The sequence below is a fragment of the Oscillibacter valericigenes genome (genome assembly GCF_021531915.1).
Lineage (GTDB): Bacteria > Bacillota > Clostridia > Oscillospirales > Oscillospiraceae > Oscillibacter > Oscillibacter valericigenes_A.
In genome coordinates, this window is record NZ_JAFBIV010000019.1 from 1 (window position 1) to 24,688 (window position 24,688).

Here is a 24,688-nt window from a genome sequence, read left to right on the forward strand (position 1 = left end):
GCCCTGTTGCCCTCCCCCGTGCAACAGCGCAAAAAAAGACCGCCCCGCTTGACATTCGGGACGGGTATGGTATGATGAATTTGCCCCTCATGGGGTGGGCGCTGCACCAAACGGCAGGCGGGAGGCCACATCTCCGAAAGGAGGTGGTCGATATGCCAATTACGATCACGCTACATATCTTCGGATATACAGTGACGATCCGTATAAAAGGCAGAAACCGCCACCCTGGCCGGTGACGGTTTCTTCATGAAATTGTCCACTTAACCATGGGCTGACCGCTTGTCGCAGCGCCCTTTCTATGCTTATGATATCACATCCGCCCCGAATGTCAAGGGGCGGATATTTTTATCCCTTCACCCGCAGCTTCAGCTGCTCCGCCGTGATGGCGTAGCCCTGCGCTGTCCAGGCGTCGTGGGGCACCGGGCCGGTCAGCGGCTCTCCGCCGCGCTGGTGGATGGCCTCAACCACCTTGTCCAGCAGCCGGGGGTTCTTCACCAGGATTGGCCCCGTCAGCTGGCTTGCCAGCACGTTTTGGAACCGGAAGCCCTCCGGCGTTTTCGGGCCGTCGTTGCCGTAACCCAGCTCCACCGCCGTCAGCAGCGGCGTCTCCACCCCGGAGATGTCCGCGCACTTGTTCATGAAGCCCACCACCGCCTCGGGGTACAGGTCCGTGTGGCCGTAGACGTCCTCCACGTACCGCTTTTTGCCCTGGACGGACGTAAAGTCCCCCAGGCCGATGCCGTCGTATGCCTTGCCGTCCGCGTCCGTGATGGTTTTTCCCAGCAGCTCCATGGCCGTCCCGGCGAAGAGCATGCTCACGCCGTCCTCCGCCAGGGCCTTTACGCTCTCGCCGTACCGGGCGAAGTCCGAAAGAGCCGCCTTCTGGGCGTGCTCCGTGCCCGCGCCCATGTACAGGAAGTCCGCGCCCGTCAGGTCCGCGTCCCGGCCGGGAAGGACCGTCTCCACCGTCACGGTGTCGCCCAGGGCCTCCAGCGCCCGTTTCAGCACGGACACGTTGGCGTAGCTGCCGTACAGGCTCATGAGGTCGGGGTAGAAATGAATGATCTTGATGGTCATGCTTCACGCCTCCTTCTGCACTGCCGGGAGGTCCAGCAGCTTATCCCGGTCCGAGAAGCAGGTCACCACGTACAGGTCCTCCCCGCCCTCAGCTGCCAGCTGGGCCGCCGCTTCGCCGATGTCCGGCACCACGGACCAGTTTTTCACATCCGTGAAGCTGAACCGCTCCGCCAGGTCGTTGCAGTACCGGCCCGACAGGAGCACCTTTTTCACGTGGGGTGCCGCCAGCTGGCCGAAGTCGATGTCCCACAGCCAGCTTGTCTCGCTGGTGAAGTATTTGCGGCTCACCGCGTCCACGATCACCAGCACCACGCAGTCCGCCTTGGTGGAGGCCACGTAGCGGAGGTTGGTGTCGTAGGCGATGGAGTTTTCGTGCTTGCTGGTCAGCAGCGTGCCGTGGTGCTGGCCCAGGGTGAACTTCTGCATCCGGCCGTTTTTCAGAATGTAGTTGTTGATGACGCCCCGGGCGGTCTCCGCCCCCACGCCGCACTCCCGGCAGGCGGCGTAGGCCGCCAGGATGTTGTAGACGTTGTAGATGCTGCGGAAGGCCAGGTGGATGTCCACCGCGCCGTCGATGGTCAGGGTGCCGCTGTCCAGGTCCACCGCCGTGGCGGTGTAATCCGTGGCGGGTTTGGCGTGGCCGCAGGATGTGCAGCGGTAGGCGCCGATGTGGTTGTAGTGGACGTAGTCGTAGGTCATGGGGGCGTGGCAGATGGGGCAGTAGGCGCCGTCGTGGTACACGCCGGTGGGGGCGTCCACCGAGATGGCGCACTTGTCCAGGCCGAACCACTTCACCTTGCCGTGGCCCTGGGCGAAGCAGCTGGACAGGGGGTCGTCGGCGTTGAGGATCAGCTCCGTGTCCGGGTGCAGGGCGGGCAGAATGGCGTCGTAGACCCACTCCGGGTGGCCGTTGCGGGTGAGCTGGTCCCGGTACAGGTTGGTGATGACGAACTCCGTGGGGTGGAAGAACCGGAAGCTGAATTTGGCATACCGCTCGTCGCTCTCCAGCAGCAGCACGTCGGCCTTCACCCTTCCGCCCAGGGTGGCGTGGGTCAGCACCAGGGTGGTGACGCCCTCGATCTGGTTGGAGCCCTCCTCGTTGTAGACCACGTGCTTGCCGTCCGCCCGGAGAATGGCGGCGATCATCTCCACGGTGGAGGTCTTGCCGTTGCTGCCGGTGACGGCGATGATGTGGGGCGGCAGCTGCACCCGGGACAGGATGTCCGGGCAGATCTTCAGGGCGAATTTGCCGGGCATGGAGCTGCCCTTGCCCACCAGCTTGCCCACAAAGCGGCCCAGCTTGCAGACCAGGATGGCCAGAAACATTCTCATGGTGATTCCTCCTTGGAGGCGGCCGGCGCCGTCTCGGTGAAAAATGTCCGCACCGCCCGGTTGAAGGCAGTGGGCTCCTTGTTTGCGATGAAATGGTCCCCGGGGATCAACGCCAGCCGGGCACCGGGGATGCTGGCGGCGATGAGGCGGCTGTGGGATTCCCGGATCATGTCCTGTGTGCCTGCGATCACCAGCACCGGCATGGTCAGTTTCCCCAATTCCGCCGGGGCGATGTGGGGCTCCTTGACCATCAGGCCCAGCAGCTCTGCTTTTGCCCGGGCCTCGGGGCTTTTGAACAGCGATGCCAGATGGTAGCCCGCCACGATGGGCAGCTGCACCGGCATCTTCACGCCCTTCGGGTCCAGATTGGCGCCGTTCAGAATGAGACGGTGCACCCGGTCCGGGTGCCGCAGGGCAAAGGTGAGGGCGATGTTGCCGCCGTCGCTGAAGCCCAGAATGTCCGCCCGGTCCAGCCCCCGTTGGTCCATGAAGGTCAGCAGGTCATCGGCGAACTGGGAAATCGTGAAAGGTGCGGTGCCCCGAGGAGAGTTCCCGTGGCCCCGGGTGTCGATGGCGTAGACGGTAAAATCTTTGGAAAACTCGGCGATCTGGTGGACGAAATAGGTGCCGTCTTCTCCGTTGCCGTGGAGCAGCAGAAGGGACGGACCACTTCCCTGCTTGGTGTAAAACAGTTCGATGTCCATAGGCTCACCGCTCCAGCCAGATCATCAGGGCCGTCACGTCGGCCGGGGATACGCCGCTGATGCGGCTGGCCTGTCCCAGGTCCAGAGGACGGATGGCGCTCAGCTTTTCCCGGGCCTCCAGGCGGAGCCCTTGGATGGCGCTGTAATCCAGGTCGGCGGGCAGCTTGCGGCGCTCCATTTTACGGAAGTCCTCCACCTGCTTCTGCTGGCGCTGGATATAGCCCTCGTATTTCACACTGATCTCCACCTGCTCCGCCACATCCGCCGGCAGCTCCGGCCGGGTGGGGTCGAAGGGGGCCAGTTCGCCGTAATGAAGCTGGGGCCGCCGCAGCAGGGCCACCATGGGGCAGCCGTCGGTGACGACGGCGGTCCCCTTCTCCGCCAGGAAGGCGGACAATTCAGGGGACGGAGCTGCCCCGGTGTGAGTCAGGCGTTTGATCTCCTTCTCCACAGCCGCGTACTTTTCCTCCACGGCCCGGAGACGTTCTTCGGAAACCAGGCCGATCTCATAGCCCCGCTTCGTCAGCCGCTGGTCGGCGTTGTCCTGCCGCAGCAGCAGGCGGTACTCGCTGCGGGAGGTCATGATGCGGTAGGGCTCATTGGTGCCTTTGGTCACCAGGTCGTCGATGAGGGTGCCGATGTAGCTCTCCGACCGGGAGAGGATAAAGGGGGTCTGTCCGTTCAGCTTCCGGGCGGCGTTGACGCCTGCCACAAAGCCCTGGACGGCGGCTTCCTCATAGCCGGAGGAGCCGTTGAACTGGCCCGCGCCGTAAAGACCGGGGACAGACTTGACCTCCAGAGTGGCGTTCAGGGCCAGGGGGTCGATGCAGTCGTATTCGATGGCGTAGGCAGGCCGGGTCATGACGGCATGGCGCAGGCCCGGCACGCTGTGGAGCATCTGGATCTGGACCTCCTCCGGCAGCGAGGAGGAAAAGCCCTGGATGTACAACTCCTCCGTGTTCAGCCCCATGGGCTCCACAAAGAGCTGATGGCGCAGCTTGTCCGGGAACCGGACGATCTTCGTTTCAAAAGAGGGGCAGTACCGGGGACCGATACCCTCGATGAGGCCGGAGTACATAGGCGCCCGGTCCAGGTTTTCCTGCACGATGCGCTTCGTCTCCTCCGTGGTCCAGGTGAGCCAGCAGACGGCGGTGTTTTCCGGTTGATGGCCGGTGGAATAGGAGAAAGGCACGGGAAGGGTGTCTCCCGGCTGGATCTCCATCTCGTCAAAGTCCACTGTCCGGGCATTGACCCGGGGCGGCGTGCCGGTCTTGAACCGGCGCAGGGGCAGGCCCAGCTTCAACAGGGAATCCGTCAGACGCAATGCGGCGTGCATACCGTCGGGGCCGGAGTCCTCCACGCACTCACCGATGATGGTGCGGCCGGTCAGATAGGTGCCGGTGGCCAGAATGACGGCTTTCACATCGAACACCGCTCCAGTGGACAACACCACGGCGGAAACGGCGCCGTTCTCGGTCCGGACCTCCACCACTTCCCCCTGCCGGACGGTCAGGTGCGCCTGCCGCTCCAGGGTGTGCTTCATGCGTTCCTGGTATTTGCGGCGGTCCGCCTGGGCCCGGAGAGACCAGACGGCGGGGCCTTTTCCTTTGTTCAAAAGGCGGTACTGGATGCAGCACTCGTCGGCGGCCCTTGCCATCTCGCCGCCCAGGGCGTCCAGCTCCCGCACCAGATGGCCCTTGCCGGTGCCGCCGATGGCGGGGTTGCAGGGCATATTGCCCACGGCGTCCATGTTGATGGTGAACACAATGGTCTCCAGCCCCAGCCGGGAGGCGGCCAGGGCGGCCTCGATGCCGGCATGTCCGGCGCCGATGACGGCGATATCAAATTGTCCGGCGTGAAATTCAGTCATGCAAATCATCCTTTATGAAGGGTCACCACCGCCACCTCCGGGCGGTTGAACAGGCGGAAGGAGGGGCCGGAGTTGCCCAGTCCCCGGGTGACAAACAGGCAGGAACCATTTTCCTGGTACAACCCCGCCGTGTAGGAGGGAAACAGGGTCCGGTCCGTGGAGAGAAGCCCATCGGTGAAGGGCAGACGGATGATGCCGCCGTGACCGTGGCCTGAGAGCACCAGATCGGCTCCCAGCAGGCTGTACTGGGACGCAAAATGGTCGTTCCGGTGGGCCAAAAGGACCCAGAAAGGATCGCCGCAGGCGCCATAGACCTCGGTAGCCAACTCCTCGGGGGTCTTTTGATCGGCATAGCCGTTGGGATCGTCGATGCCTGCCAGTACGATAGCATCTCCGCTGCGCTCCAGAGTCAGAAACTGGTTGCTGAGTACGGTGACGCCACAGGAGGTCAGCCGCTCCTTCAGAGCGGGCACATCGCCGATGGCCCACTCGTGGTTGCCGGTGACATAATAGGTGGGGGCGATGGCGGTCAGCCCTGCGGCCACGGTCTCTGCATAGCCAGCCGCGGGTCCGCGGTAATGGTCCTCCAGGTCTCCCAGGTACACGATATAGTCGGGCGACTCCTCCGCCAAGGTGGAAAAGAGGTTCCGGTTGTTTTCCCCAAATTCGGCGCCGTGCAGATCGCTGAGGACTGCGATGCGGCAGCCGTCAAAGCCTGCCGGCAGGTCTGTGAAGGTCAGGTCCGTCCGGGTGACCTGTAGGGCGGTATTGCCCCGGCGGATGCAGAACAGCGCCGCCAGGAGCAGGATCAGCAGGACCAGAACGGTCCGCAGGGGACGGCGCCTGCGAGGGTGGTTTGCCATAGCATGGCCTCTCTTTTAATCAGTATGCCCACAAATTATATCATAGTTGTTCCACCGTGGCGAGAGAAAAAATAGACGAGAATATCGGGAAAAACAGGAAATTGACTGGAAATTTGAGCCAGACAAGGGGAGGCGACAACATGCATAAAAAAAGAAGCGAGTTTTTGGAATAAATGTGAATGTCGTATATTGCGTGCACGTGCACGGTCTGCTATAATCGCATCATCAAAGGAAAAATAAACGAGGAGGTCACTGTGATGTCTTTTGTTGATGCCATGCTGCTGGATGAGCTGGACGATCTGGTTCTCGCCGATATCTGGGCTCAGAGCAACCGCTAATTGAAGTAAGAAAAGAAACCACGCCGATGGCGTGGCTTTTTTTATGCCTGAACGGGCGGGACACTGTGATGATCCCCGCAGCGGCCTCCGAAAACACCTTGCAACAAAAAACACGCAAAAAAGCGGAAAAAACCGGGAAAATGGCGGAAAAAGTGCGTGAAATGACGAAAAATAAGTGATATTTTCGGAAATTTTGTAAAATAGTGCACAAAGGTTTTTTGGCATCCGAAGATCGTTTTGGACAAAACGTAAAAACTTACGTCGTTTGCGCAAAAGCGAAAAACCGTTGCTTGAAAAAAGCGATCCTTATGTTAAAATAGGAAAGTAAACTTCAGCGCGCAAAAACCTATAAGGAGTGGAAATCATGGAAAACCTGTTTTGGATCGGTTTCGTAGGAGCACTCATCGCCGGCTTGTTCGCAGTGATGCAGGCCAAGAAGGTCATGACGTATTCCGAGGGAACGGATCGCATGAAGAAGATCGCGGCCTCCATTCGGGAAGGTGCCAACGCCTACCTGAAGCAGCAGTACACCACCGTGTTCAAAGTGTTTGTGGTGGTGTTCGTCATCCTGTTGATCATGGCTTTCGCCACCGGCGGCAAGATGCTGTCCAAGTTCACCCCCTTCGCTTTCATCACCGGCGGTGTGTTCTCCATGTTGGCCGGCTTCATCGGCATGAAGATCGCTACCGCTTCCAACGCCCGTACCGCTCAGGCTGCCTCTGAGAGCCTGAACAAGGGCCTGCGGATCGCCTTCTCCTCCGGCTCCGTCATGGGCTTCACCGTGGTGGGCCTGGGCATGCTGGATATCACCATGTGGTATTTCATCCTGCGCTTCGCTTTCGGCATCGCGGATCCCGTTCAGATCGGCAACATCATGGTCATGAACGGCATGGGTGCCTCCTTCATGGCACTGTTTGCCCGTGTGGGCGGCGGTATCTACACCAAGGCCGCTGACGTGGGCGCTGACCTGGTTGGTAAGGTCGAGGCCGGTATCCCCGAGGACGACCCCCGCAACCCCGCCACCATCGCCGATAACGTGGGCGACAACGTGGGCGACGTGGCCGGCATGGGCGCCGACCTGTACGAGTCCTATGTTGGCTCCATCCTGGCTACCTTCTCCCTGGGTGCCATCGCCGGCTATGGCTTCCGCGGCATGCTGCTGCCTCTGCTGCTGGCCGTCACCGGCATCATCTGCTCCATCATCGGCTCCTTCCTGGTGAAGACCAAGGAAGACGCCACCCAGCAGTCCCTGCTGAAGAGCCTGCGTACCGGCACCTACACCGCCGCTATCCTGGCTGCCGTGATCGCCGCTCCCCTGACCTATGTGGTCCTGGGCAACTGGGGCGTGTACGTCGCCATCCTCTGCGGCCTGATCGGCGGCTGCGCCATCGGCTACTTCACCGAGTACTACACCTCTGATACCTACAAGCCCACCCAGGAGCTGGCTGCCGCTTCCGAGACCGGCTCCGCCACCATCATCATCGGTGGTATCTCCCTGGGTCTGAAGTCCACCATGGTCTCCATCCTGATCGTGGCGGCCGCCGTTCTGCTGAGCTTCTTCTGTGCCGGCGGCGCTCAGTCCTTCAACATGGGCCTGTACGGCATCGGCATCGCCGGCGTCGGCATGCTGTCCACCCTGGGCATCACCCTGGCCACCGACGCCTACGGCCCCGTGGCCGACAACGCCGGCGGTATCGCCGAGATGAGCGGCCTGCCCGAAGAGGTCCGTCAGCGCACCGACGCTCTGGACTCCCTGGGCAACACCACCGCCGCCACCGGCAAGGGCTTCGCCATCGGCTCTGCCTCCCTGACCGCTCTGGCTCTGCTGGTCTCCTATGTGGATATCGTCCAGAGCAACACCACTGAGGTCCTGGACCTGTCCCTGACCAACCCCCTGATGCTGGTTGGCCTGTTCATCGGCGCCATGCTGACCTTCGTGTTCTCCGCCTTCACCATGAGCGCGGTGCAGAAGGCTGCCCAGTCCATCGTCGTGGAGGTCCGCCGTCAGTTCCGCAGCATCCCCGGCATCATGGAGTACAAAGCCGACCCCGACTACGCCTCCTGCGTGGCTCTGTGCACCAAGGGCGCTCTGCATGAGATGGTGGCTCCCGCTCTGCTGGCTATCATCGTTCCCATCGCCACCGGCCTGATCCTCGGCCCCATCGGCGTGGTTGGCCTGCTGGGCGGCGTGTCTGTCACCGGCTTCGCCATGGCCGTGTTCATGTCCAACGCCGGCGGTGCCTGGGATAACGCCAAGAAGTACATCGAGTCCGGCCATCACGGCGGCAAGGGCTCCGACCAGCACAAGGCTGCCGTCGTGGGCGACACCGTGGGCGATCCCTTCAAGGATACCTCCGGTCCTTCCCTGAACATCCTGATCAAGCTGTGCTCCACCGTCTCCATCGTGTTCTCCGGCCTGATCCTGGCCTTCAACCTGATGAACATCCTGTAAGTTCGGCCTGATCCACACACCACATACGATGAGCCCCGCCTTCCGCCGAAATGCGGAGGGCGGGGTTTCTGCATGCGGAGATTCTACCCTCTGTGTACAAAGGGCAACACGCCTGCCAGCGGCTAAAATCAACGCTGGCGGCGTCATCGTCCTTGGTGGGCGTTAGCCCACCTGTGTCCTCTTCCTTGCCAGCGCCGGTTTTATCTCACTGGCAGGTCCAGGGGAGTTTTTCAGGAGCAGATTTGGTGGCTGGCCAGGCTTTTGAGGCAGCCGGGCTGTCGCCCGGCAACGAAAATAACGCAGGCAGCCGCCGAAGATGCCCTGAAAAACCGTGTTGCCTTTTGCACACCGAGGGTATCTTTCCAAAAGCAGAAACTTGTAAAAAATGTTGGGAAACTGCCGACATTGCTTGACAGGTTAATCGTTTACCGATATAATGTTGTGCGGAAAACCAGCGGAACTGCATAAAAACGGCAGATTTCCGGAAAAAACATATAAGAAAGGAACGCACGAACATGATCTACTCTACCGAAGTGCAGAATATGTGCCCCGTCGCCAAGGGCGCGTATCATGGTCCCGCGCCCATTCCCGAAGAGGGCAAATGGGTCCAGGCCAAGGAAATTAAGGATATCTCCGGTCTGACCCACGGTGTGGGCTGGTGCGCCCCCCAGCAGGGCGCCTGCAAGCTGACCCTGAACGTGAAGGACGGCATCATCGAGGAGGCCCTGGTGGAGACCCTGGGCTGCTCCGGCATGACCCACTCCGCCGCCATGGCTTCCGAGATCCTCATCGGCAAGACCCTGCTGGAAGCTCTGAACACCGACCTGGTGTGCGACGCCATCAACACCGCCATGCGGGAGCTGTTCCTGCAGATCGTCTACGGCCGTACCCAGACCGCTTTCTCCGAGGGCGGCCTGCCCATCGGCGCCTCTCTGGAGGACCTGGGCAAGGGCCTGCGCTCTCAGGTGGGAACCATGTTCGCCACCAAGGAGAAGGGCCCCCGCTACCTGGAGATGGCCGAGGGCTACTGCACCCGCATCGCCCTGAACAAGGACGACGAGATCATCGGCTATGAGTTCATCAACCTGGGCAAGATGATGAACTCCATTAAGAAGGGCATGGACGCCAACGCTGCTCTGGAAAAGGCCAAGGGCCACTACGGCCAGTTTGAAAACGCCGCTAAGTACATCGATCCCCGCCACGAATAATAAGAAGGAGGAATTGACAAATGGCTCTGTTTGAAAGCTACGAGAGAAGAATCGATAAGATCAATTCCGTCCTGGGTCAGTACGGAATTTCCAGCGTGGAGGAGTGCCGCGACATTTGCACCGCTGCGGGCTTCGATCCCTATGAGATGGTCAAGGGCATCCAGCCCATCTGCTTCGAGAACGCCTGCTGGGCTTACTGCGTGGGCGCCGCCATCGCACTGAAGAAGGGCGTCAAGACTGCCGCCGAGGCTGCCGAGGCCATCGGCGAGGGCCTCCAGGCCTTCTGTATCGCCGGCTCCGTCGCCGAGGACCGCAAGGTCGGTCTGGGCCACGGCAACCTGGGCGCTATGCTGCTGCGGGACGAGACCAAGTGCTTTGCCTTCCTGGCCGGCCACGAGTCCTTTGCCGCCGCCGAGGGCGCCATCGGCATCGTCCGCAACGCCAACAAGGCCCGTAAGGAGCCCCTGCGGGTCATCCTGAACGGCCTGGGCAAGGACGCCGCTCAGATCATCAGCCGCATCAACGGCTTCACCTACGTCCAGACCCAGTTCGACTACGCCACCGGCGAGGTGACCGTGGTCAAGGAGACCCGGTACTCCGAGGGCGAGCGTGCCAACGTCCGCTGCTACGGCGCCGACGATGTCCGTGAGGGCGTGGCCATCATGCACCTGGAGGGCGTGGACGTGTCCATCACCGGCAACTCCACCAACCCCACCCGGTTCCAGCACCCCGTTGCCGGCACCTACAAGAAGGAGTGCATCGAGCAGGGCAAGAAGTACTTCTCCGTCGCCTCCGGCGGCGGCACCGGCCGGACCCTGCATCCCGACAACATGGCCGCCGGCCCTGCCAGCTATGGCATGACCGATACCATGGGCCGGATGCACTCCGACGCCCAGTTCGCCGGCTCCTCCTCCGTGCCTGCCCATGTGGAGATGATGGGCTTTTTGGGCATGGGCAACAACCCCATGGTCGGCGCCACCGTCGCTGTGGCTGTGGCGGTTGCCGAGAGCCAGAAGTAAGAAAAAACGGCTGAAAAGCTGCCTTTTCGGAACTTTTATCTGCATATCAAAAATGCCCGCTTCACTGCGAAGCGGGCATTTTTCCCGTTTTGTCAACATTTTGCCAACCAAATTTTTAAAGCGTGTCCAGAAGTCGTGCTCCCTCCTCAGACATTTTATCGGTGAGGTGCTGGTAGATATTTATGGTGACCTGGATATTTTTATGTCCAAGGCGATGCTGCACATACTTGGGGGAGGCACCCAGCTCCGCAAGCATGGTAGCGTGGGTATGGCGCAGGGAATGGTAGTCAAATTTCTCAAACCCTAGCTCCTGCGTTGCAACTCTGCTGACATGCTGCATAGTTCTGCTGTTGATGTAGGAACCATCCGGTCGAACCATAACGAAATGCACTTCTTCTCCCATTCCATCCGTATTCAAACGACCAGCGTCATCGCGGTAATAGCTGAGGTAAAGGTCTCCGTAGAAGGCGCGCGCTTCTTCCTGACGGGCTTTCTCATGTCCCAATGCAGCTACCACATCTGAAGAAAGCTCAATGGTTCGGATGCTGTTGTACTTGGGAAGGGTGAAGTACCAATATGCCGGAGTACCCGCTTCCTTATCCTTTTCCTGCCAGAGGATCTGCTGGCGGACAGTCAGCTTTTTATTTTGAAGGTCAATGCTAGACCAGTCCAGAGCAAAAGCCTCGGCAATGCGCAAGCCACATTTATATCCAAGCAGGAGAGGTAGATAGGAACTGCTGCCCTCCGGAAACCGTTCAAAAATTTTTGCCATCTGTTCAGGAGTGAGATAAACATGGGGAGAACTCCTGGATTTTACAGCCGGAGTTGCGCGAGTAGAGGGCAAGTCGATATACTCGGCAGGGCTGTAAGGAATATATTTCAACGGCTGGACAGCGTAGGAGAGGCTGCCCGTCAAAATGCCCTTCAAAACAGCCAGCGTATTCCGACTGTATCCCTGATTGAACTTATCGTTGATCAGTTTTTGAAGGGCTTCCGGGGACAGGGCTGCCAGACGATATCTCCCGATAATCGGCTTTATATGGAGCCGGATTTTCTTTTCATAGTTGTTGATCGTGCTGGGCTTGCAGTTGTTCTGGCAGTATTCCCGCATCCAGAGGTCTAGATAGTCGGAAACACTAATCTCGCTGGGTACGAAAACCGAGCCAGACTGATTGTATTCGTTCATCGCCTTTACTCCGGCAGCGGAAGCTTCTCCTTTCGTGCGGAAGCCACCTTTACTAATCGTTTTCCTCTTTCCGTTGATGCGGGCACCTTCGAAACTATATTCCCAGGTGGAGTTGCGTTTCCGCAGCCTTAACTCACTCATGATGCATAACCTCCTAATAATAAGGGGCTGGCACATGCCAGCCCCTTGCATGCTTATCCGGCTTTAACCAGAGTCTTTATTTCGCAGGGGTCACTCAGATCATAGCCTTCGTACCGGCGCAGAAAACCGTCAAGTGCGTCCTTGCGCACACGAATCGATCCAAGTTTGAGCGCCGGGAGCAGGCCAAGGTCGATGAGCCGATAGACAAAGGCCGGATTCGTGCGTAGAAGAATGCTGACCTCTTTGACCGTGTATACCACCCGGTCAGGAGTGGAATGGTTGGCGGATGAAGCCAAGTTGCAGAAATCGTTAGTAGACATCTTAATCTCCTTTCTATTTTAATTCAAATGGAACGAATCTAGTCTTCGGATGTACGAACAAGCCTCCAAACACCTTTTTCGGCTTCTACCGTATACGGAAGGCCCGCTTCGTGCAAGTGCTTCGCGAGGATGCGGTTGCTGTGTGCGGGAACTCTATCAGGATGCGGGTCATTCAGACCAGCCTCCTGATAGCACAGGGCAACCAACTCCCGGAGTTCATTTTTCTGGCTTTCCGGCAAGGGCTGATCTTCCCAATTACGATAAAAGTTGTACAGTCTTTCTCTGCCAGAAGTATCATCAGGATTGAATCCTAACCAAGTTGCAACTTCACGCTTAAATGTGGTTTCCCCATTCAAGATTTTTTTAAAGAAAAGGTGCCGACGGACAATGACGTGGTAGGCAAGTTCGTTGGGAAAGAGTCTACCCTGCCCAAGTCGGAAAAGATTAAAAAGTGAGGAATCACCTTCATTCCAAATGTCCTGTTCCAGTTTGCGGTAGTGCTCAGGTAAGGTGCACCTGTCGAGCCGCGCATACCAGTCCAGCCATGAATCGCACTGCTGGAACCTAGATGAGATGGTTCTCTTCGGAAGGTCGCAGACCCAAAGATTGATCTTTTCGCTCTTTCCGAGCCGCTTGCGGCCCATCATCTGGATGAGCGAGGTTCGATTGTCTGCGATGACAGCGATATTTTTGACAGCCGGGTCAATAATATCGACACCATTGTCGAGTGCAGAGGTCGTAACCAAAACCTGCTGCTCAAAGCGCTTCGAGCTGACAATGGAATTCCACTCGGTTGTTCCCTTGCTGTCAGCGTCAAGGTACAGGCACTTACTACCTAGCGCCCTTCCGAACGTTCTTCCACGCTCTTTGCTGTCCGTAAAGACCAGCCATTTTTCATGGGGTTTTTCCAAAATCTTCGGCTGAAGATCGGACAAGTCCCGGAAAAAGTGTAGAGAATATGAAGAAAAATCATGGGAACGTGTATATCGGATGAACTCCCGCGGGGGAACATATTGGGGAACAAAAGTGCGGGGGTGACGGTAGTACTTTAATTCTGCGTCAGCCAATGGCTCTAAAATATCCAAACTGGTTCCGGTCATATAGACGCGGATCGAGTGACTAAAACGCTGGCAGGCCAAGCGGAGATAGTAATCGGCGTTGCTATTGAAGAGCGCATCAGCAGCAAAGAAATGGCACTCGTCAAAGACGATATACGCCAGGTTCGTAATCCACGGGACAGCCGCCTTATCGTGCAGGAGGGCGGGCAACCGATGGTATGTAACGATACGAACCGGGCCAAAGTCCTCGGTTAGACGCACACCTTCATCCGTCAGCAGTTTTTTCCTCGGATCGTGTGTCCGCTCCATAATAGCGAACTTCTGCTGGCTGGACAGTGCCACCCGATTAGACACCAACAGGAGATTCTTCCCCTGTTCCAGGGCATTGGGCAGCAAGACATCATAGACGAAGGTGGTCTTACCAGAGCCCGGAGGAGTATTGATCATTACCGGGTTCTTAGGCTGCCAGAGCGGGAGATCGGATTTCAGACAATCCAGAACCGGCCCATCGCGGATGGGGATGTTGTTGTAGAACGCCGGGATATGGTCGCTGTGCTCAGGGCGAACGATTACCCGCATAGGGGGCTTTTTATCGGACAGCATGGAACACCTCCGTTTTTTATAGATTTATAGATTTGTAAGAGGCTGCGCAGCCAAGTACATTGTGTGTCTATTCTACTGTCATTTAAATGAAAGGTCACCTTAGATTCGAACCTAAAAAATTACGAATCTAAGGTGACCTTTTCAGCTATCGCTTTTGAAATGTGGTATAGGGGTGCAAATTTCGCCCGAACGGTGTAAGAATTTCGCTTCAGGCGGTGTGAGTGTTTCAGTTTAAGCGGTGCGGCTGCTTCGGATGAACGGTGCGTACTTGCGTTGGGTGTGATACAGTCTTTCCTGCAGCAACCGCTGCAAGAAAGGAGCATCATTTTCGATGCAAAACAGCACAACCGTCCTTGGCATCATTGAGATGCGCCTGAAGGGCATCTGTGTTTCTCGTTTTGATTGTTGTGATGCAACTAACACTCTAAAGGAGCATGGGTGGCCTTTCAATTTTCTTTTTCCAGGAGTGACCGCCACCCTTGACTGAACCCGAAAGAAATGCTGCTCGTTGGCTGCCGACGGCGACGAACTCATGAGCAGCTCACCGTAACAGCCGTCGGTTTTCCAGTTTGGCATTTCTTTCTGAACCCGTCAAGGGCAAGCCCCGCTGGGGTGGCTGGCTTGCCTCTGGCTCAGAATCTATGTGCAGCTCTTTGGACTTTCAGCGGGGCAGGTCCATCCACGATTATGCACGAAGCCCCATAATTTCAAGCCATAACTCACACCGTTTCAATCGAACTGTCCGCACCGCTCATTCGAAACGGGCAGTCCGTTGAAACGAATTGGGCAGTATAGGGGGGATGGGTAAGAACTTGTGTACTGCTTGATATATTTCTTGGAACAGCAACCAATGCTTTCCTTTTGACCTCCACTTGTTGTTACTTGAACATGAGTTAAGTAGCTCCAAATCATCAAGGTATCTTTTTACACCTCGATGACTCGGATTGCAAAATGCAACAGGGCCATAACACGGATTTTCTACATACTCCATTACATTTATTGGAGACTTTGTAGCGGATAAAAGTTCCAGAGCATTGCTTTGGCACAAATTTAGTTTTTCCATGGATACATTGCACGGATCTGAATAAAGCAGACTTCCTTTGCTCCAACTGTGGAGTACATGTGAAAATGCAGAATTAACAACTTGCCTTTTAGTAGGCATTTCCGGCTTTTTATGGATATCTTTTACAATTGAAGAAGAATAGGGGGTATATTCCAAGGACCAAATTGATTCAAGTATGCACTGCCGCATTACAAAAATTCCGGATAATATGCTAGGAACGCATAGAATTTCATGTAAAGATGATATCAACGCGCTTTTACATATTTCGTAGTTTTCCATATCTTGAATTTCTAATAAAGCCGAACATGCTTCAATAACAAATGAAATTCTCGTGTGGAGTTCATAAAACACATAGTCCTCAAGTTTAAAAACTGGAAGACTAGAAGGGTATTTTTCAGAGCAATAATTGTGTTGATTGGAAAAAATGCTACCCGAAAAGAAAGTCCCCATATAGTTTAGAGCTGCAGATTGTGCAGATGCATTCTTGTACATATATAGTGCTTTGCATAACAGGTCTTCTTTTGCGGCAATAGCAAATTCTGAATAGCAGAATTCGCCATGTAATCTTATTGGTAATGGATCGACCAAAGGCCGCCTTTTTTTTACTGGGAGTTTGAAATAGTTTTCTAAAGATCCTTGTATTGTCGAGGGAAGGGATTCCATGTATGCAGGAGTCTCATATAATTCAGCATTAGCCAAGTAGTAGCGAAGAAGATAGCTGTCAATTGTAGATTCTAAAAAGATGCTGTTAGGGAGGAAAAATTGGGTACCGGATGAAGTAGAATATTCCACAAGATCAGATATATCCGTTTGCATTTTTACTACAGGATAGTCTGAAGACAATGATACAGAAGATAGACGAAAACATTCTTCCATCAGGCTTACACTTGGAGACTGACATACGCTACATTCAAAACAAGGGTCAGGAGCAGGTACCTTTTTTACAATGGTGTTCAACATCTTACCTTCTTCTGTCTTGTAATCCATGCTACACCATCCTTTTGATACTATTGCAAGTTTTCTACATTATATCATATCTTGGGTTATGTGGAAAAGGATGTGCAGAGTTATTTGTCGGTTTGGAGCGTTTGGAGAAATCCTAATAGAAAAGAATACGAAAATAGCCGCAAATAGTTTTCTGTTTCGACCGTTTATTGGCTATGAATGGTTCGTTGTTTTTCATATCGCGAGTCAGAACAAATGACCATCCTGAGTAATTGGTGAGGTTATAATTTCCAACATAATAGGGCCCGCACTTTTATCAAAGCACCATGGAGCAAGGCTGCTAATATAAAAATGTTTCTCTACTCTCAATAGAGAGAAAGCCGGAAAGGAATGGGGGTTAGGGGGAAGGGGAAGGTGGCTTTCTCTTAAAGGTCGCTTGCGGCCGCTCTTTGTCTTCCCCTTCCCCCTGCGTCTGCTGATAGCAGTTGCTTTGATAAATAAGAGTATGCTGATAATTATTTCTCGTTGTTTTTGATTACCAAACTAACACAAAGATAAGGGTCCCCCGGGGAAGTGCTCCTTCCCCTTGCGAACAATAAAAAGGTATAAATATATATAAAATTGCATAAAATAAGTAATTTTATATACAAAATAGTTATAGATTATCTGTTGTTATCTTTTACTATATATTGAACCTATAGATAACCAATCATACGAGGAGGAAAAAATATGTCCACTTACAAAGTTGCCGGACGCGGCGAAAAAAACAAATTCTTTGATGAGGCTGCATATAACTCTGCTGTGAACTACGTCCTTGATCCTGAGAAGGCGGTTTATGCCGGGGGATGCAATATTAGCTCTGTGCAATTGGCGGCACAGGAGATGGAAGAGACGGCCATGGAGTTTGGGAAGGAGAATGGGAAGAAGGTGCGCCATTCAGTGCTCAGTTTTGGTGAGAATGAGCATGTTACACCCGAGCAGGCAGACCGTTTTGCCAAGAAAATAATCGAGTATTATGAACCGGATTACCAGATGGTCTATGCCGTCCATGCCAACACGGATGATGTACACATCCACTTTGTCATGAATCACATTTCCTGCGCTGACGGACACCGTTATCAGGGGAAGAAAGCAGATTACTATGGCTTCATGAATCATATCAAGCAGGTAACGCATTTTCCGGTTATTCCGGTCAAGTAAGTAAAGAGGGCTGCCTGAGCAGCCCTCTTTGTACCCATATAGGACAGTGCAATCTATAAAAACGCAATATCATCATAAACACTGGGTAATGTCCCTTCTGAAGCTGATGCAATCAAATTTGTGAAAAGGGCGTGCCTATACGCAAGGCTTGCGGCCGATTATAAAACCGTATGAGATGCCTCTAAAAAATCACGTACTGCGGCCTTTGGAATCTTCCAGCAACGGCCAATCCGAAAAGCTTTGATCGCATCTGAGTTCAGCAGGCGGTATGCTGTATTCCGCCCAATCATCAATATGCTGCATAACTCGTCAATGGTCAACAATGCGTCCTCTTGCTCAAACAAGGTTACCAACTCCTTTTTTTCATTTACCAGTATGTTGAATGAATAAACTTTGGTATCAGATAGCAGACAAAATCACTGAACCGTTTTGCTCGTTGATCTGGCAAGAGCCGATGGATAACAATGTCTATATAGGAGAAATTGACCGTTGTATCCTGACTTTGCTTGTAAATGTGCATTTTCCTTGGTATACTAAAGTTGAATAAAGGAGCATTTGCGGGAGGTGTCTTCCATGAAAACCTATGCACTGGATGAGATACGGGAAGTCGTGTCTAGGTTGGCTGCGCAGTATGGCGCGAAGCGAGTCTATTTGTTTGGTTCCTATGCCAGGGGCGATATGACGGATTCCAGTGATATTGACCTGCGAATCGACAAGGGGGCAATCAAAGGCTTCCAATTAGCTGGCCTTCTCCTGGACTTGGAGGATTCTCTTGGACGGCATGTGGATTTGGTTCCCACTACCAGCCTTGACCAGCGTTTTTTGGATTCCATCCGAGATGATGAGGTGTTGCTTTATGAAGCCTCTTGACCGCAATATTAGTATTCTGGAGCATATCGTTTCTTACTGCCAGCAGATCGAGCAGACGATAGAACGCTTTGGAGATGACAAAGTTACTTTCCAAAATGACCCGATCTACCGGAATGCCGCTGCACTTTGTATCCTTCAGATTGGTGAACTGGTGGGAAAGCTGACAGACGAGTTTCGGGAGCAACATCCCGCTGTTCCGTGGCGTCAAATCAAAGCCATGCGAAATATTGTTGCTCATAGCTACGGCACCGTAGACCCTGAGATTACCTGGGAGATTATCACAGATGACATTCCTGCGCTGAAGAAATATTGCGAGGTAATTATTACCTCGCAAGAATAACCACCGTCCCATCAGGGTACTTACCACAGTGGCATGTGCCAACCTGTGATAGTTGCCTCTGATGGGACTCTTTTATATGTGTCAATAGGTTGTGCTCCAATGGAGTGACGAAAAATATCTTGCTCAACAGTGGTAGTCGATTGCGCTCCCAACATAATAAGGCTTTGATACGTCTGCGCTGCGAATCCAGGTATCCAGCGGGAATAGTTCCCCGATACCTGGATCATAGACATAGGACCCGAATTTGTCTGAATAGCTCTCTGCCATGCCTTGCAGTGCCAGGTCAAAAGCAACGGATGGCACTGCACCTGAGAACACAGCATACTCGGTTTCAGCCAACGCAGCTACAGCCTTTTTGAAATACTCGAAAGCGCCTTTGAAGTATTCCTTCCGAATGTCCGGAGAGAGCATCAGTTTATTGCCATCCCATGTGCAGGATGAACCAAGGTGATGGGCAAGGCGGTTGATTTCCTGTTCCCGGTCATCATCAGATACTTCAGAGGCCCCATCGGACACCGAATCGAAAAACCACGCAGGCAGGCTTCCAACAGTTGCTCTACCGCTTTTGGGGATAGGCTTGTCGGAGATCTCATAGATCGTGTTGTGCATTTACCGCCCCCTCCTTTACGCCATACTTTTTCAAAAATTCCGGGATGGCTGCACAGGTATCTCCTTCTGCATAAACCCAATCCTCGCTGTCAAAATTCAGATATCCGCTTTCTGGGATATCCATAGGCTGCGCTGTCAGGATGGTTCCATAGAAATTGACGAGAATACCCCGGGCCAACTGGCAGGGGTCTCCCCAATCGCTGTCTGCATGGCGGACTTCATACAGAAACATATCTGCCGGGATCGTGGCACGGTCCACCCTCCAGTCTGTAAACAGAGCTGGTATACCAAGCACAGCCACTTCATCGTAGATGATATCGTTCGCATTTCTTCTCATAGTCAGACCTCTCCATAAAAATGGCCCCGGAAAACCGGGGCTGTAAAACTGCATAGTGTTGTTGACGTGCCGCTACTTCAATCGGAATACTGGGCCACGCGGCGTAAAGGGTAAATGGTTGCCAGCAGGAATCAGAAATGCGTGGTTGCGCCCGTAAAGTGTCAAACGTTCACAGCATCCATCCGTAATAATCAGGAGTGGGGCGTCTTTCGGAAAAGCATCATCCTTATCAAGAAGATCGATTCCCGGCTGCAACCGAGTCCCTCCCCTGCCACGGATTCTGACAGTTTCCGCAATATCCTCTGGGGACATAACGCCCTGGTCATAGGCAGCGGCATCACAGAAAACAACACGGATATGGTGGACATCTCTGGATTCAGCGTAGCTTGCGATAGCGCCAAGGGCGGCAGCAAGCAAGCTTCGATCCATGGAACCGGAGGTATCCAGAAGAACGCCAAAGATGCGTTGTTCAGTTTGCCCTTCCGGGAATGTCCATGCAGGGCGGGGGATATCTGGCGTAGAGCTTTGGCGGCGGCTGATACGGGCGTAGGTGCGCTGAGGCTCTAACGGCTGAAATTGCTCGCCAAACCATTTGGCAAGCTCCACATCCCATCGGATAGGCGGTTGGTTGATGGCACGGACTTCTTCTATAAAATTACCGGGAAGTTCTCCTCGTCCTCGTTGCTGATGATAGTCCAATCCCCGCTGGATGGCAGACCGATAAAATGCATCGATCTCTGCCCCGCTCTGCGTTTCCCACCAATTATCCCCATTGTAGATAATATCCTTTGGATCGAGACTCTGATAATACTTCAAATTTTCACAAAGGACATCATAGATGGATTCTGCGGACATTCCTTTGAAATGCTCGTCGTAGAGAGCGGTTTCCGGCATCTGTCCAACGTTCATTTCCAAAAGCCAGCCATTGATGACATAATCGCAGGCTACGTTCCATAATATCGGGTCCCGTTCTTCCCGACGCACATCATGTCGGAGAGCAGCGTGCAGAAACTCATGAGCCAAGACAAATTTCCACTCATGATAGTTCATGCGGCAGCGGCTATTGATATAGATTTCCTGCAAATGCGGGTCTACCGCTGCTACCTGAATGTGCATCCTTTGGACGGTCTCTGTATCGTCCACTAGATGAAAGCCTGATGCCACAGCTCCCAGCAGCGGATAACTGCTGACGAACCACTCTTTTGCTCGTCGGTATGTAGTATGAAAGCCGCGTCTGTTCTTTTGCATATCGGGAGAAATGCCACCAGCCGTTTCAATGGATGATTTCAGTGCATCCCGGATGGAGTCCGCAAACGCCTCCTGAAAACTCTCGTACCGCCCTTGCCCTTCCCAATGCATGTCCATTCTCCCCTGAGACATCATGCTCAAGCTGCGGACAGGTCTGCTGCCGGGATCAGCCAGAAACCTTTCGTAAAGTTTTTCTTCTGAGCCCTGAAATGCCTGTACAAAGCTAGTGTCCATTGGCGGAGTCCCGATGTGACTGTCCAACAGGAATCGAGTCACGATGAGGTCGCAGGCTTCCTGCCATACTGGGTCATCCTTGCGGTTTTCGGCAAAATGCCCCATTCCCAAATGCAATAGGCAGTGCGCGATAACGAACGTCCATTCGTCTGCGGTTGCCTGTTTCCGTGGATTTAGATAAATGTACCCCATGCTCGTTACATACGCCCAATCATCTCTTGCCATGGGATAGCTGTTATCACAGTAGATATTCATTACGTCTGCAGCCAAGCCTCCCAGCGGGGATTGCCCAAGTATTTTATAGGCAGCATCTAAGGGGTTGGATGCATTGGACTTCTTTTCAGCGGTTTTCTTCATAAACTATTTCCTTTTTCCGACCAAGTTCGGAATATCCTTGGCAGCTTCCACGATAAACCAGCTTGGCAGCGCTTTATCATCCTCCGGAGTGATAGCCATCTGTGCGATCTCCAAACTGATTTCCGCCAATTCCACCAGCAGCTCTTTTGCCCGGTGCGCCAGCGTTCTGGCGCTTCCGCTCAACTGATTGCGCGTGGGCGGCAGCTCCTTTACCAACTGAGACCGAAAGCTTTGGGCAAGGAAATACAGAACGTCCCGATCCTCTGCTCTTTCCGGCCAACGCTGCTCTCCGTCTATGATTCTCTTAACAGAATACTTACACCGTACCTGACGGACATAGGCAACAAACTGTGTGGCATGGGCGGAAGTCAGGCAGCCATGAGCCAGCAACGACAGGTTTGCTTCGGAGATATGATCTCCATAGCTTTGAATGGCATCACTCAGCATGTGCCAGCTTCTGGGCGTGGAAAAGGGCTCCTCCGTCTTAGGTGGCTGAGCCCACAGGTGATCGGGACGGGAGCAGATGTAGTCGTAGACGTAACGATGGATATTGTTTTGCGGCGCCCATTCCAGCCAGATTCGGCTGTTTGCGGTCATTTCCACATGGAACATCCGGTTCAGCAGAGCGGAAGACATGGGCCGGGTAATGGCATTGTCCTGCGCACGGTTGCCAGCGCCGATGATGATAGACCCCTCCGGCAGATGATACTCTCCGATGCGACGCTCCAAGATCAGCGAGTAAAACGCTTTCTGCACCTCATGAGAGCAGGCATTCAGCTCGTCCAGAAAAAGGCAGTAGGGTTCATCACGGGCAATGCTGCGGGGTGGGCAAAATACGCTCCGCCCATCCGTGATTTGCGGAACGCCAATGATATCCTCCGGGGCTAACTGACTGCCCAGCAGGGACACACACTCCAGACCAAGGTCCTTTGCGAATTGCTCCACAATAGCGGATTTCCCGATACCGGGAGCACCCCAGATAAATACCGGGCGGACAGTGCCAACATTCAGCAGTATGTCCATCAACTGCTTTTGATCGACTTGTACAGGCAGATTCAATCTTTGTCCTCCATTTCATAAAAGAGGCCCCGCCAAATGGCGAGGCCCCAGCAAACAACGTGTACTTTTATCAGATCGGCCACCACCAGGGCTCGTGCGACTGCCACCAGTCATGGATGGTATCGGCAATCTCACTGACTGCCAGACTTGCGCTGAAGCATACGGAGCCGATGATCTCGCCGACCATGTCAAAGATGTTGTCCTTCACATATCTGGTGGCCTCCTCGGAACGGTATTCGCTGTTCACGGCCCGAAGCACAGCAATATTCTGCTCCACAGGCAATGCGAACACCATTTCGTCCACCAACTTCGCCAGATTGTACTGCTCCCCGGCAGAGACGGGAATGACCTGGTTTTCCCGCAGGCCAAACTCCTCGGCCATCAGCGTTGCCTTACGGTGGATGTTCTGGAACTGTGTCGCTCCGGGTTCGTGCTGTTCCACGTTCCACGCCCGGAAGGGTTCCATTTTATCGACTTGCGTCAGTACCAGGAGCACAGGCTTTTTGTCCTCCACAGCAGGGCGGACGATCCGCTCGTAGAAGTCCTTGTCTGCTGCCGTTGCCCGGTCATCCGCTTTTACCAACCACAGCACCATATCCAGCTTTGGCAGGAGCTCTGTGTACAGTGCCTCGCACATTTCATCTACCTCGGCACTCTCACCCACGCCGGGAACATCGATCAGCTTGATGCCATTGCAGCCCATGTTCAACAGCACGGATTGAGGGTCACGGGTGCAGGCGGCGACATCATCGATGGGACAAACATCCTGCCCGAAAAGGGCATTGCACAGGCTGGACTTTCCGGCGCCAGTCTTTCCGAAAAGGCCGATGGCTGGCTGATATTCCAGCATATCGTTGATTTTCTCGGAGATATCCTGTTTCTGCTTTTCGGTAATTCGCAGGCCGGACGCTTCCAGAGCGTCAAACCATGTCTTTTCTTCGGCGACTTTCCCGGCGGCCTCCTGCATATTTTCCAAAGTCGCTTCATTGGTTTCAGTCGTATTCATGTACACGCATCCTTTCTGTCGTATTCTTTTTGCGCTTCTGTATTTTCAGCATAGCAATCGTGGTGGACAGACAGTGTCTATTTGAAAAATAATTTTGAAAAACACTATTTTTCTTCGTTTTGCATGTTATGGATGGCACTCTTTTCTTCATCCTCGTCAAAGGAATATGCGCCATCTATGCTCAGTTCCGCCGCAATACCAGCAGCAAGCTTAAATCCGGCAGAAAAGCTGGCAAGTGTGATCCTGCTAGACAACTCGTCTGTCAAGTCCCCTAATTCCAACAGTTTTCGCTTGTCCGCTCTGTCCATTTTTTGCACCAACTCATCGTGCAGCGTAGCAATCTCCTGCTCCAGATCAGGGAAGCTGGGGGCATGAAAAAACTTGGCCTGTAAGCCACACATATAGTCAAGCATGGTTCCCTCCTGACGCCGTTTCAATATCTTCAAGACTCACGGCTAACTTCTGTGACCTCGCCTGTTTCGCTGTCCACCTCGACCACTGTTCCCGGAACCATGTACATATCTTCGCTGACTTCAGTCTTGATGGTGCCATCCTGCGCCATGCCACGGAGGAAGTCGGATTTCAGTGGGGCGTATTTCAGCACCTTTTTGAGAACGGTTTTCTTCGCCATCTCTTCAAAGTTCGTCTGCCATGGACCGGAGCTGAAAGACTTGCTGTACTGCTGGGCAAAGGTGCGAATGGCATCCATGCTCATTACATCGAACCCAAAGCCGCCGTCCTTGGTGCGAAACATGGCATAAACATAGGTAGGTTCTCCTCGGTCGGAAGCAGCGGGGATATGCTTCAAGACAGGCTCCAGCCCGAAGGAATAGGTAAAATCATCGTGTTCATAGACCACCTGTGCCTGAATGATGCTCACCTCTCCGCTCCGGTAGGCAAGGTCGATCAGGCCCTTATAGCCAAGCTGGAACTGGCATTCGTTGCAGCGGCTCTTGCTGTTGTAATAGGGAATCAGATAGGCTTGTCCAAGCGGGGTATTGGGTTCCATACCCAACTGTGCTGCTGTCATCATGGCGGCAAGGAAGGACTGGGGCGTGGTCTGCGCCAGCTTGGGATTGGCGGAAAGGGCAGACAGGACGATGCGGGTAAAACGCTCCGGCGTCATGACAGCGGGAAGCGCCTTTTTGATCTCGCCCTGCATCTGCTTGATGTAGACCTGCATGGATGTTTTGGCATCCGGGACCTTTGCCGTTGCTTGCGTGGTGGCTTTCTGAATCATATCACTCAT

The 24,688-nt window shown here is 54.3% G+C and carries 24 protein-coding genes; 7 read left to right on the forward strand and 17 right to left on the reverse strand.

What is annotated here, in order from left to right:
• Positions 1–345: 345 nt before the first annotated feature.
• From JQM66_RS10540 to JQM66_RS10560, 5 genes are read right to left on the reverse strand one after another with little or no spacing between them, the layout of a single operon-like run.
• On the reverse strand, positions 346–1,077 hold the full coding sequence (locus tag JQM66_RS10540) for a type 1 glutamine amidotransferase (RefSeq protein ID WP_235229837.1): 732 nt from the start codon (positions 1,075–1,077) through the stop codon (positions 346–348).
• A 3-nt stretch (positions 1,078–1,080) separates the two neighbouring features.
• On the reverse strand, positions 1,081–2,409 hold the full coding sequence (locus JQM66_RS10545; protein ID WP_235229838.1) for a Mur ligase family protein: 1,329 nt from the start codon (positions 2,407–2,409) through the stop codon (positions 1,081–1,083).
• Positions 2,406–3,113 carry an alpha/beta fold hydrolase gene (locus JQM66_RS10550; protein ID WP_235229839.1) on the reverse strand — a complete coding sequence of 236 codons (708 nt, stop codon included), beginning with the start codon at positions 3,111–3,113 and terminating at the stop codon, positions 2,406–2,408. Before JQM66_RS10550 ends, JQM66_RS10545 begins: the two co-directional genes overlap by 4 nt.
• 4 nt (positions 3,114–3,117) lie before the next feature.
• Positions 3,118–4,983, reverse strand: coding sequence for a tRNA uridine-5-carboxymethylaminomethyl(34) synthesis enzyme MnmG (mnmG, locus tag JQM66_RS10555; RefSeq protein ID WP_235229840.1), 1,866 nt, complete (start codon positions 4,981–4,983; stop codon positions 3,118–3,120).
• 5 nt (positions 4,984–4,988) lie between these two features.
• On the reverse strand, positions 4,989–5,846 hold the full coding sequence (locus JQM66_RS10560; protein ID WP_235229841.1) for a metallophosphoesterase: 858 nt from the start codon (positions 5,844–5,846) through the stop codon (positions 4,989–4,991).
• Between the two features lie 179 nt (positions 5,847–6,025).
• Between JQM66_RS10560 and JQM66_RS10565 the strand changes: the two genes are divergently transcribed.
• From JQM66_RS10565 to JQM66_RS10580, 4 genes are all read left to right on the forward strand, one after another.
• Complete coding sequence (locus JQM66_RS10565; protein WP_235229842.1) at positions 6,026–6,184, forward strand: hypothetical protein; 159 nt, start codon at positions 6,026–6,028, stop codon at positions 6,182–6,184.
• 364 nt (positions 6,185–6,548) lie between these two features.
• On the forward strand, positions 6,549–8,636 hold the full coding sequence (locus tag JQM66_RS10570; RefSeq protein WP_235229843.1) for a sodium-translocating pyrophosphatase: 2,088 nt from the start codon (positions 6,549–6,551) through the stop codon (positions 8,634–8,636).
• Positions 8,637–9,151: 515 nt separating this feature from the next.
• The gene (locus JQM66_RS10575; RefSeq protein WP_235229844.1) at positions 9,152–9,844 is read left to right on the forward strand and encodes an iron-sulfur cluster assembly scaffold protein; all 693 of its coding nucleotides are present in this window, start codon (positions 9,152–9,154) and stop codon (positions 9,842–9,844) included.
• 20 nt (positions 9,845–9,864) lie between these two features.
• A complete protein-coding gene (locus JQM66_RS10580) occupies positions 9,865–10,863 on the forward strand; it encodes a GGGtGRT protein (protein ID WP_235229845.1) in 999 nt (332 codons plus the stop codon).
• Positions 10,864–10,978: 115 nt separating this feature from the next.
• Here the strand turns inward: JQM66_RS10580 and JQM66_RS10585 are convergent, their stop codons facing one another.
• The 4 genes from JQM66_RS10585 to JQM66_RS10600 all read right to left on the reverse strand — a co-directional run bounded on the left by JQM66_RS10585 (position 10,979) and on the right by JQM66_RS10600 (position 16,221).
• Entirely contained in the window at positions 10,979–12,190 is a 1,212-nt protein-coding gene (locus tag JQM66_RS10585; protein WP_235229846.1) for a site-specific integrase, read from the reverse strand.
• 53 nt (positions 12,191–12,243) lie between these two features.
• Positions 12,244–12,510, reverse strand: coding sequence for a helix-turn-helix domain-containing protein (locus tag JQM66_RS10590; protein ID WP_235229847.1), 267 nt, complete (start codon positions 12,508–12,510; stop codon positions 12,244–12,246).
• A 38-nt stretch (positions 12,511–12,548) separates the two neighbouring features.
• On the reverse strand, positions 12,549–14,171 hold the full coding sequence (locus JQM66_RS10595) for a DEAD/DEAH box helicase family protein (RefSeq protein WP_235229848.1): 1,623 nt from the start codon (positions 14,169–14,171) through the stop codon (positions 12,549–12,551).
• A 751-nt stretch (positions 14,172–14,922) separates the two neighbouring features.
• On the reverse strand, positions 14,923–16,221 hold the full coding sequence (locus JQM66_RS10600) for a hypothetical protein (RefSeq protein ID WP_235229849.1): 1,299 nt from the start codon (positions 16,219–16,221) through the stop codon (positions 14,923–14,925).
• A 687-nt stretch (positions 16,222–16,908) separates the two neighbouring features.
• Here JQM66_RS10600 and JQM66_RS10605 point away from each other — a divergent pair.
• A complete protein-coding gene (locus tag JQM66_RS10605) occupies positions 16,909–17,379 on the forward strand; it encodes a relaxase/mobilization nuclease domain-containing protein (protein ID WP_235229850.1) in 471 nt (156 codons plus the stop codon).
• Between the two features lie 158 nt (positions 17,380–17,537).
• Here JQM66_RS10605 and JQM66_RS10610 read toward each other — a convergent pair whose 3' ends face one another.
• Complete coding sequence (locus JQM66_RS10610) at positions 17,538–17,723, reverse strand: helix-turn-helix domain-containing protein (protein ID WP_235229851.1); 186 nt, start codon at positions 17,721–17,723, stop codon at positions 17,538–17,540.
• 229 nt (positions 17,724–17,952) lie between these two features.
• Between JQM66_RS10610 and JQM66_RS10615 the strand changes: the two genes are divergently transcribed.
• Both JQM66_RS10615 and JQM66_RS10620 read left to right on the forward strand, forming a co-directional pair.
• Positions 17,953–18,249 (forward strand): nucleotidyltransferase family protein, encoded by a 297-nt coding sequence (locus tag JQM66_RS10615; protein ID WP_235229852.1) that lies wholly within the window; start codon positions 17,953–17,955, stop codon positions 18,247–18,249.
• Complete coding sequence (locus tag JQM66_RS10620) at positions 18,236–18,589, forward strand: HepT-like ribonuclease domain-containing protein (RefSeq protein ID WP_235229853.1); 354 nt, start codon at positions 18,236–18,238, stop codon at positions 18,587–18,589. Before JQM66_RS10615 ends, JQM66_RS10620 begins: the two co-directional genes overlap by 14 nt.
• A 123-nt stretch (positions 18,590–18,712) precedes the next feature.
• Here the strand turns inward: JQM66_RS10620 and JQM66_RS10625 are convergent, their stop codons facing one another.
• The 7 genes from JQM66_RS10625 to JQM66_RS10655 form a co-directional block, all read right to left on the reverse strand.
• On the reverse strand, positions 18,713–19,198 hold the full coding sequence (locus JQM66_RS10625) for a hypothetical protein (RefSeq protein WP_235229854.1): 486 nt from the start codon (positions 19,196–19,198) through the stop codon (positions 18,713–18,715).
• Positions 19,179–19,535, reverse strand: a complete 357-nt coding sequence (locus JQM66_RS10630) for an LPD28 domain-containing protein (RefSeq protein WP_235229855.1) — start codon at positions 19,533–19,535, stop codon at positions 19,179–19,181. Before JQM66_RS10630 ends, JQM66_RS10625 begins: the two co-directional genes overlap by 20 nt.
• Positions 19,536–19,607: 72 nt before the next feature.
• The gene (locus JQM66_RS10635) at positions 19,608–21,374 is read right to left on the reverse strand and encodes a vWA domain-containing protein (protein WP_235229856.1); all 1,767 of its coding nucleotides are present in this window, start codon (positions 21,372–21,374) and stop codon (positions 19,608–19,610) included.
• Positions 21,375–21,377: 3 nt separating this feature from the next.
• The gene (locus JQM66_RS10640) at positions 21,378–22,433 is read right to left on the reverse strand and encodes an AAA family ATPase (RefSeq protein WP_235229857.1); all 1,056 of its coding nucleotides are present in this window, start codon (positions 22,431–22,433) and stop codon (positions 21,378–21,380) included.
• 70 nt (positions 22,434–22,503) lie between these two features.
• Positions 22,504–23,439, reverse strand: coding sequence for a GTPase family protein (locus tag JQM66_RS10645; protein ID WP_235229858.1), 936 nt, complete (start codon positions 23,437–23,439; stop codon positions 22,504–22,506).
• 104 nt (positions 23,440–23,543) lie between these two features.
• Positions 23,544–23,852: a DUF6809 family protein gene (locus JQM66_RS10650; RefSeq protein WP_235229859.1), complete on the reverse strand. Its 309-nt coding sequence runs from the start codon at positions 23,850–23,852 to the stop codon at positions 23,544–23,546.
• Positions 23,853–23,881: 29 nt separating this feature from the next.
• Positions 23,882–24,688, reverse strand: a complete 807-nt coding sequence (locus tag JQM66_RS10655) for a recombinase RecT (protein WP_235229860.1) — start codon at positions 24,686–24,688, stop codon at positions 23,882–23,884.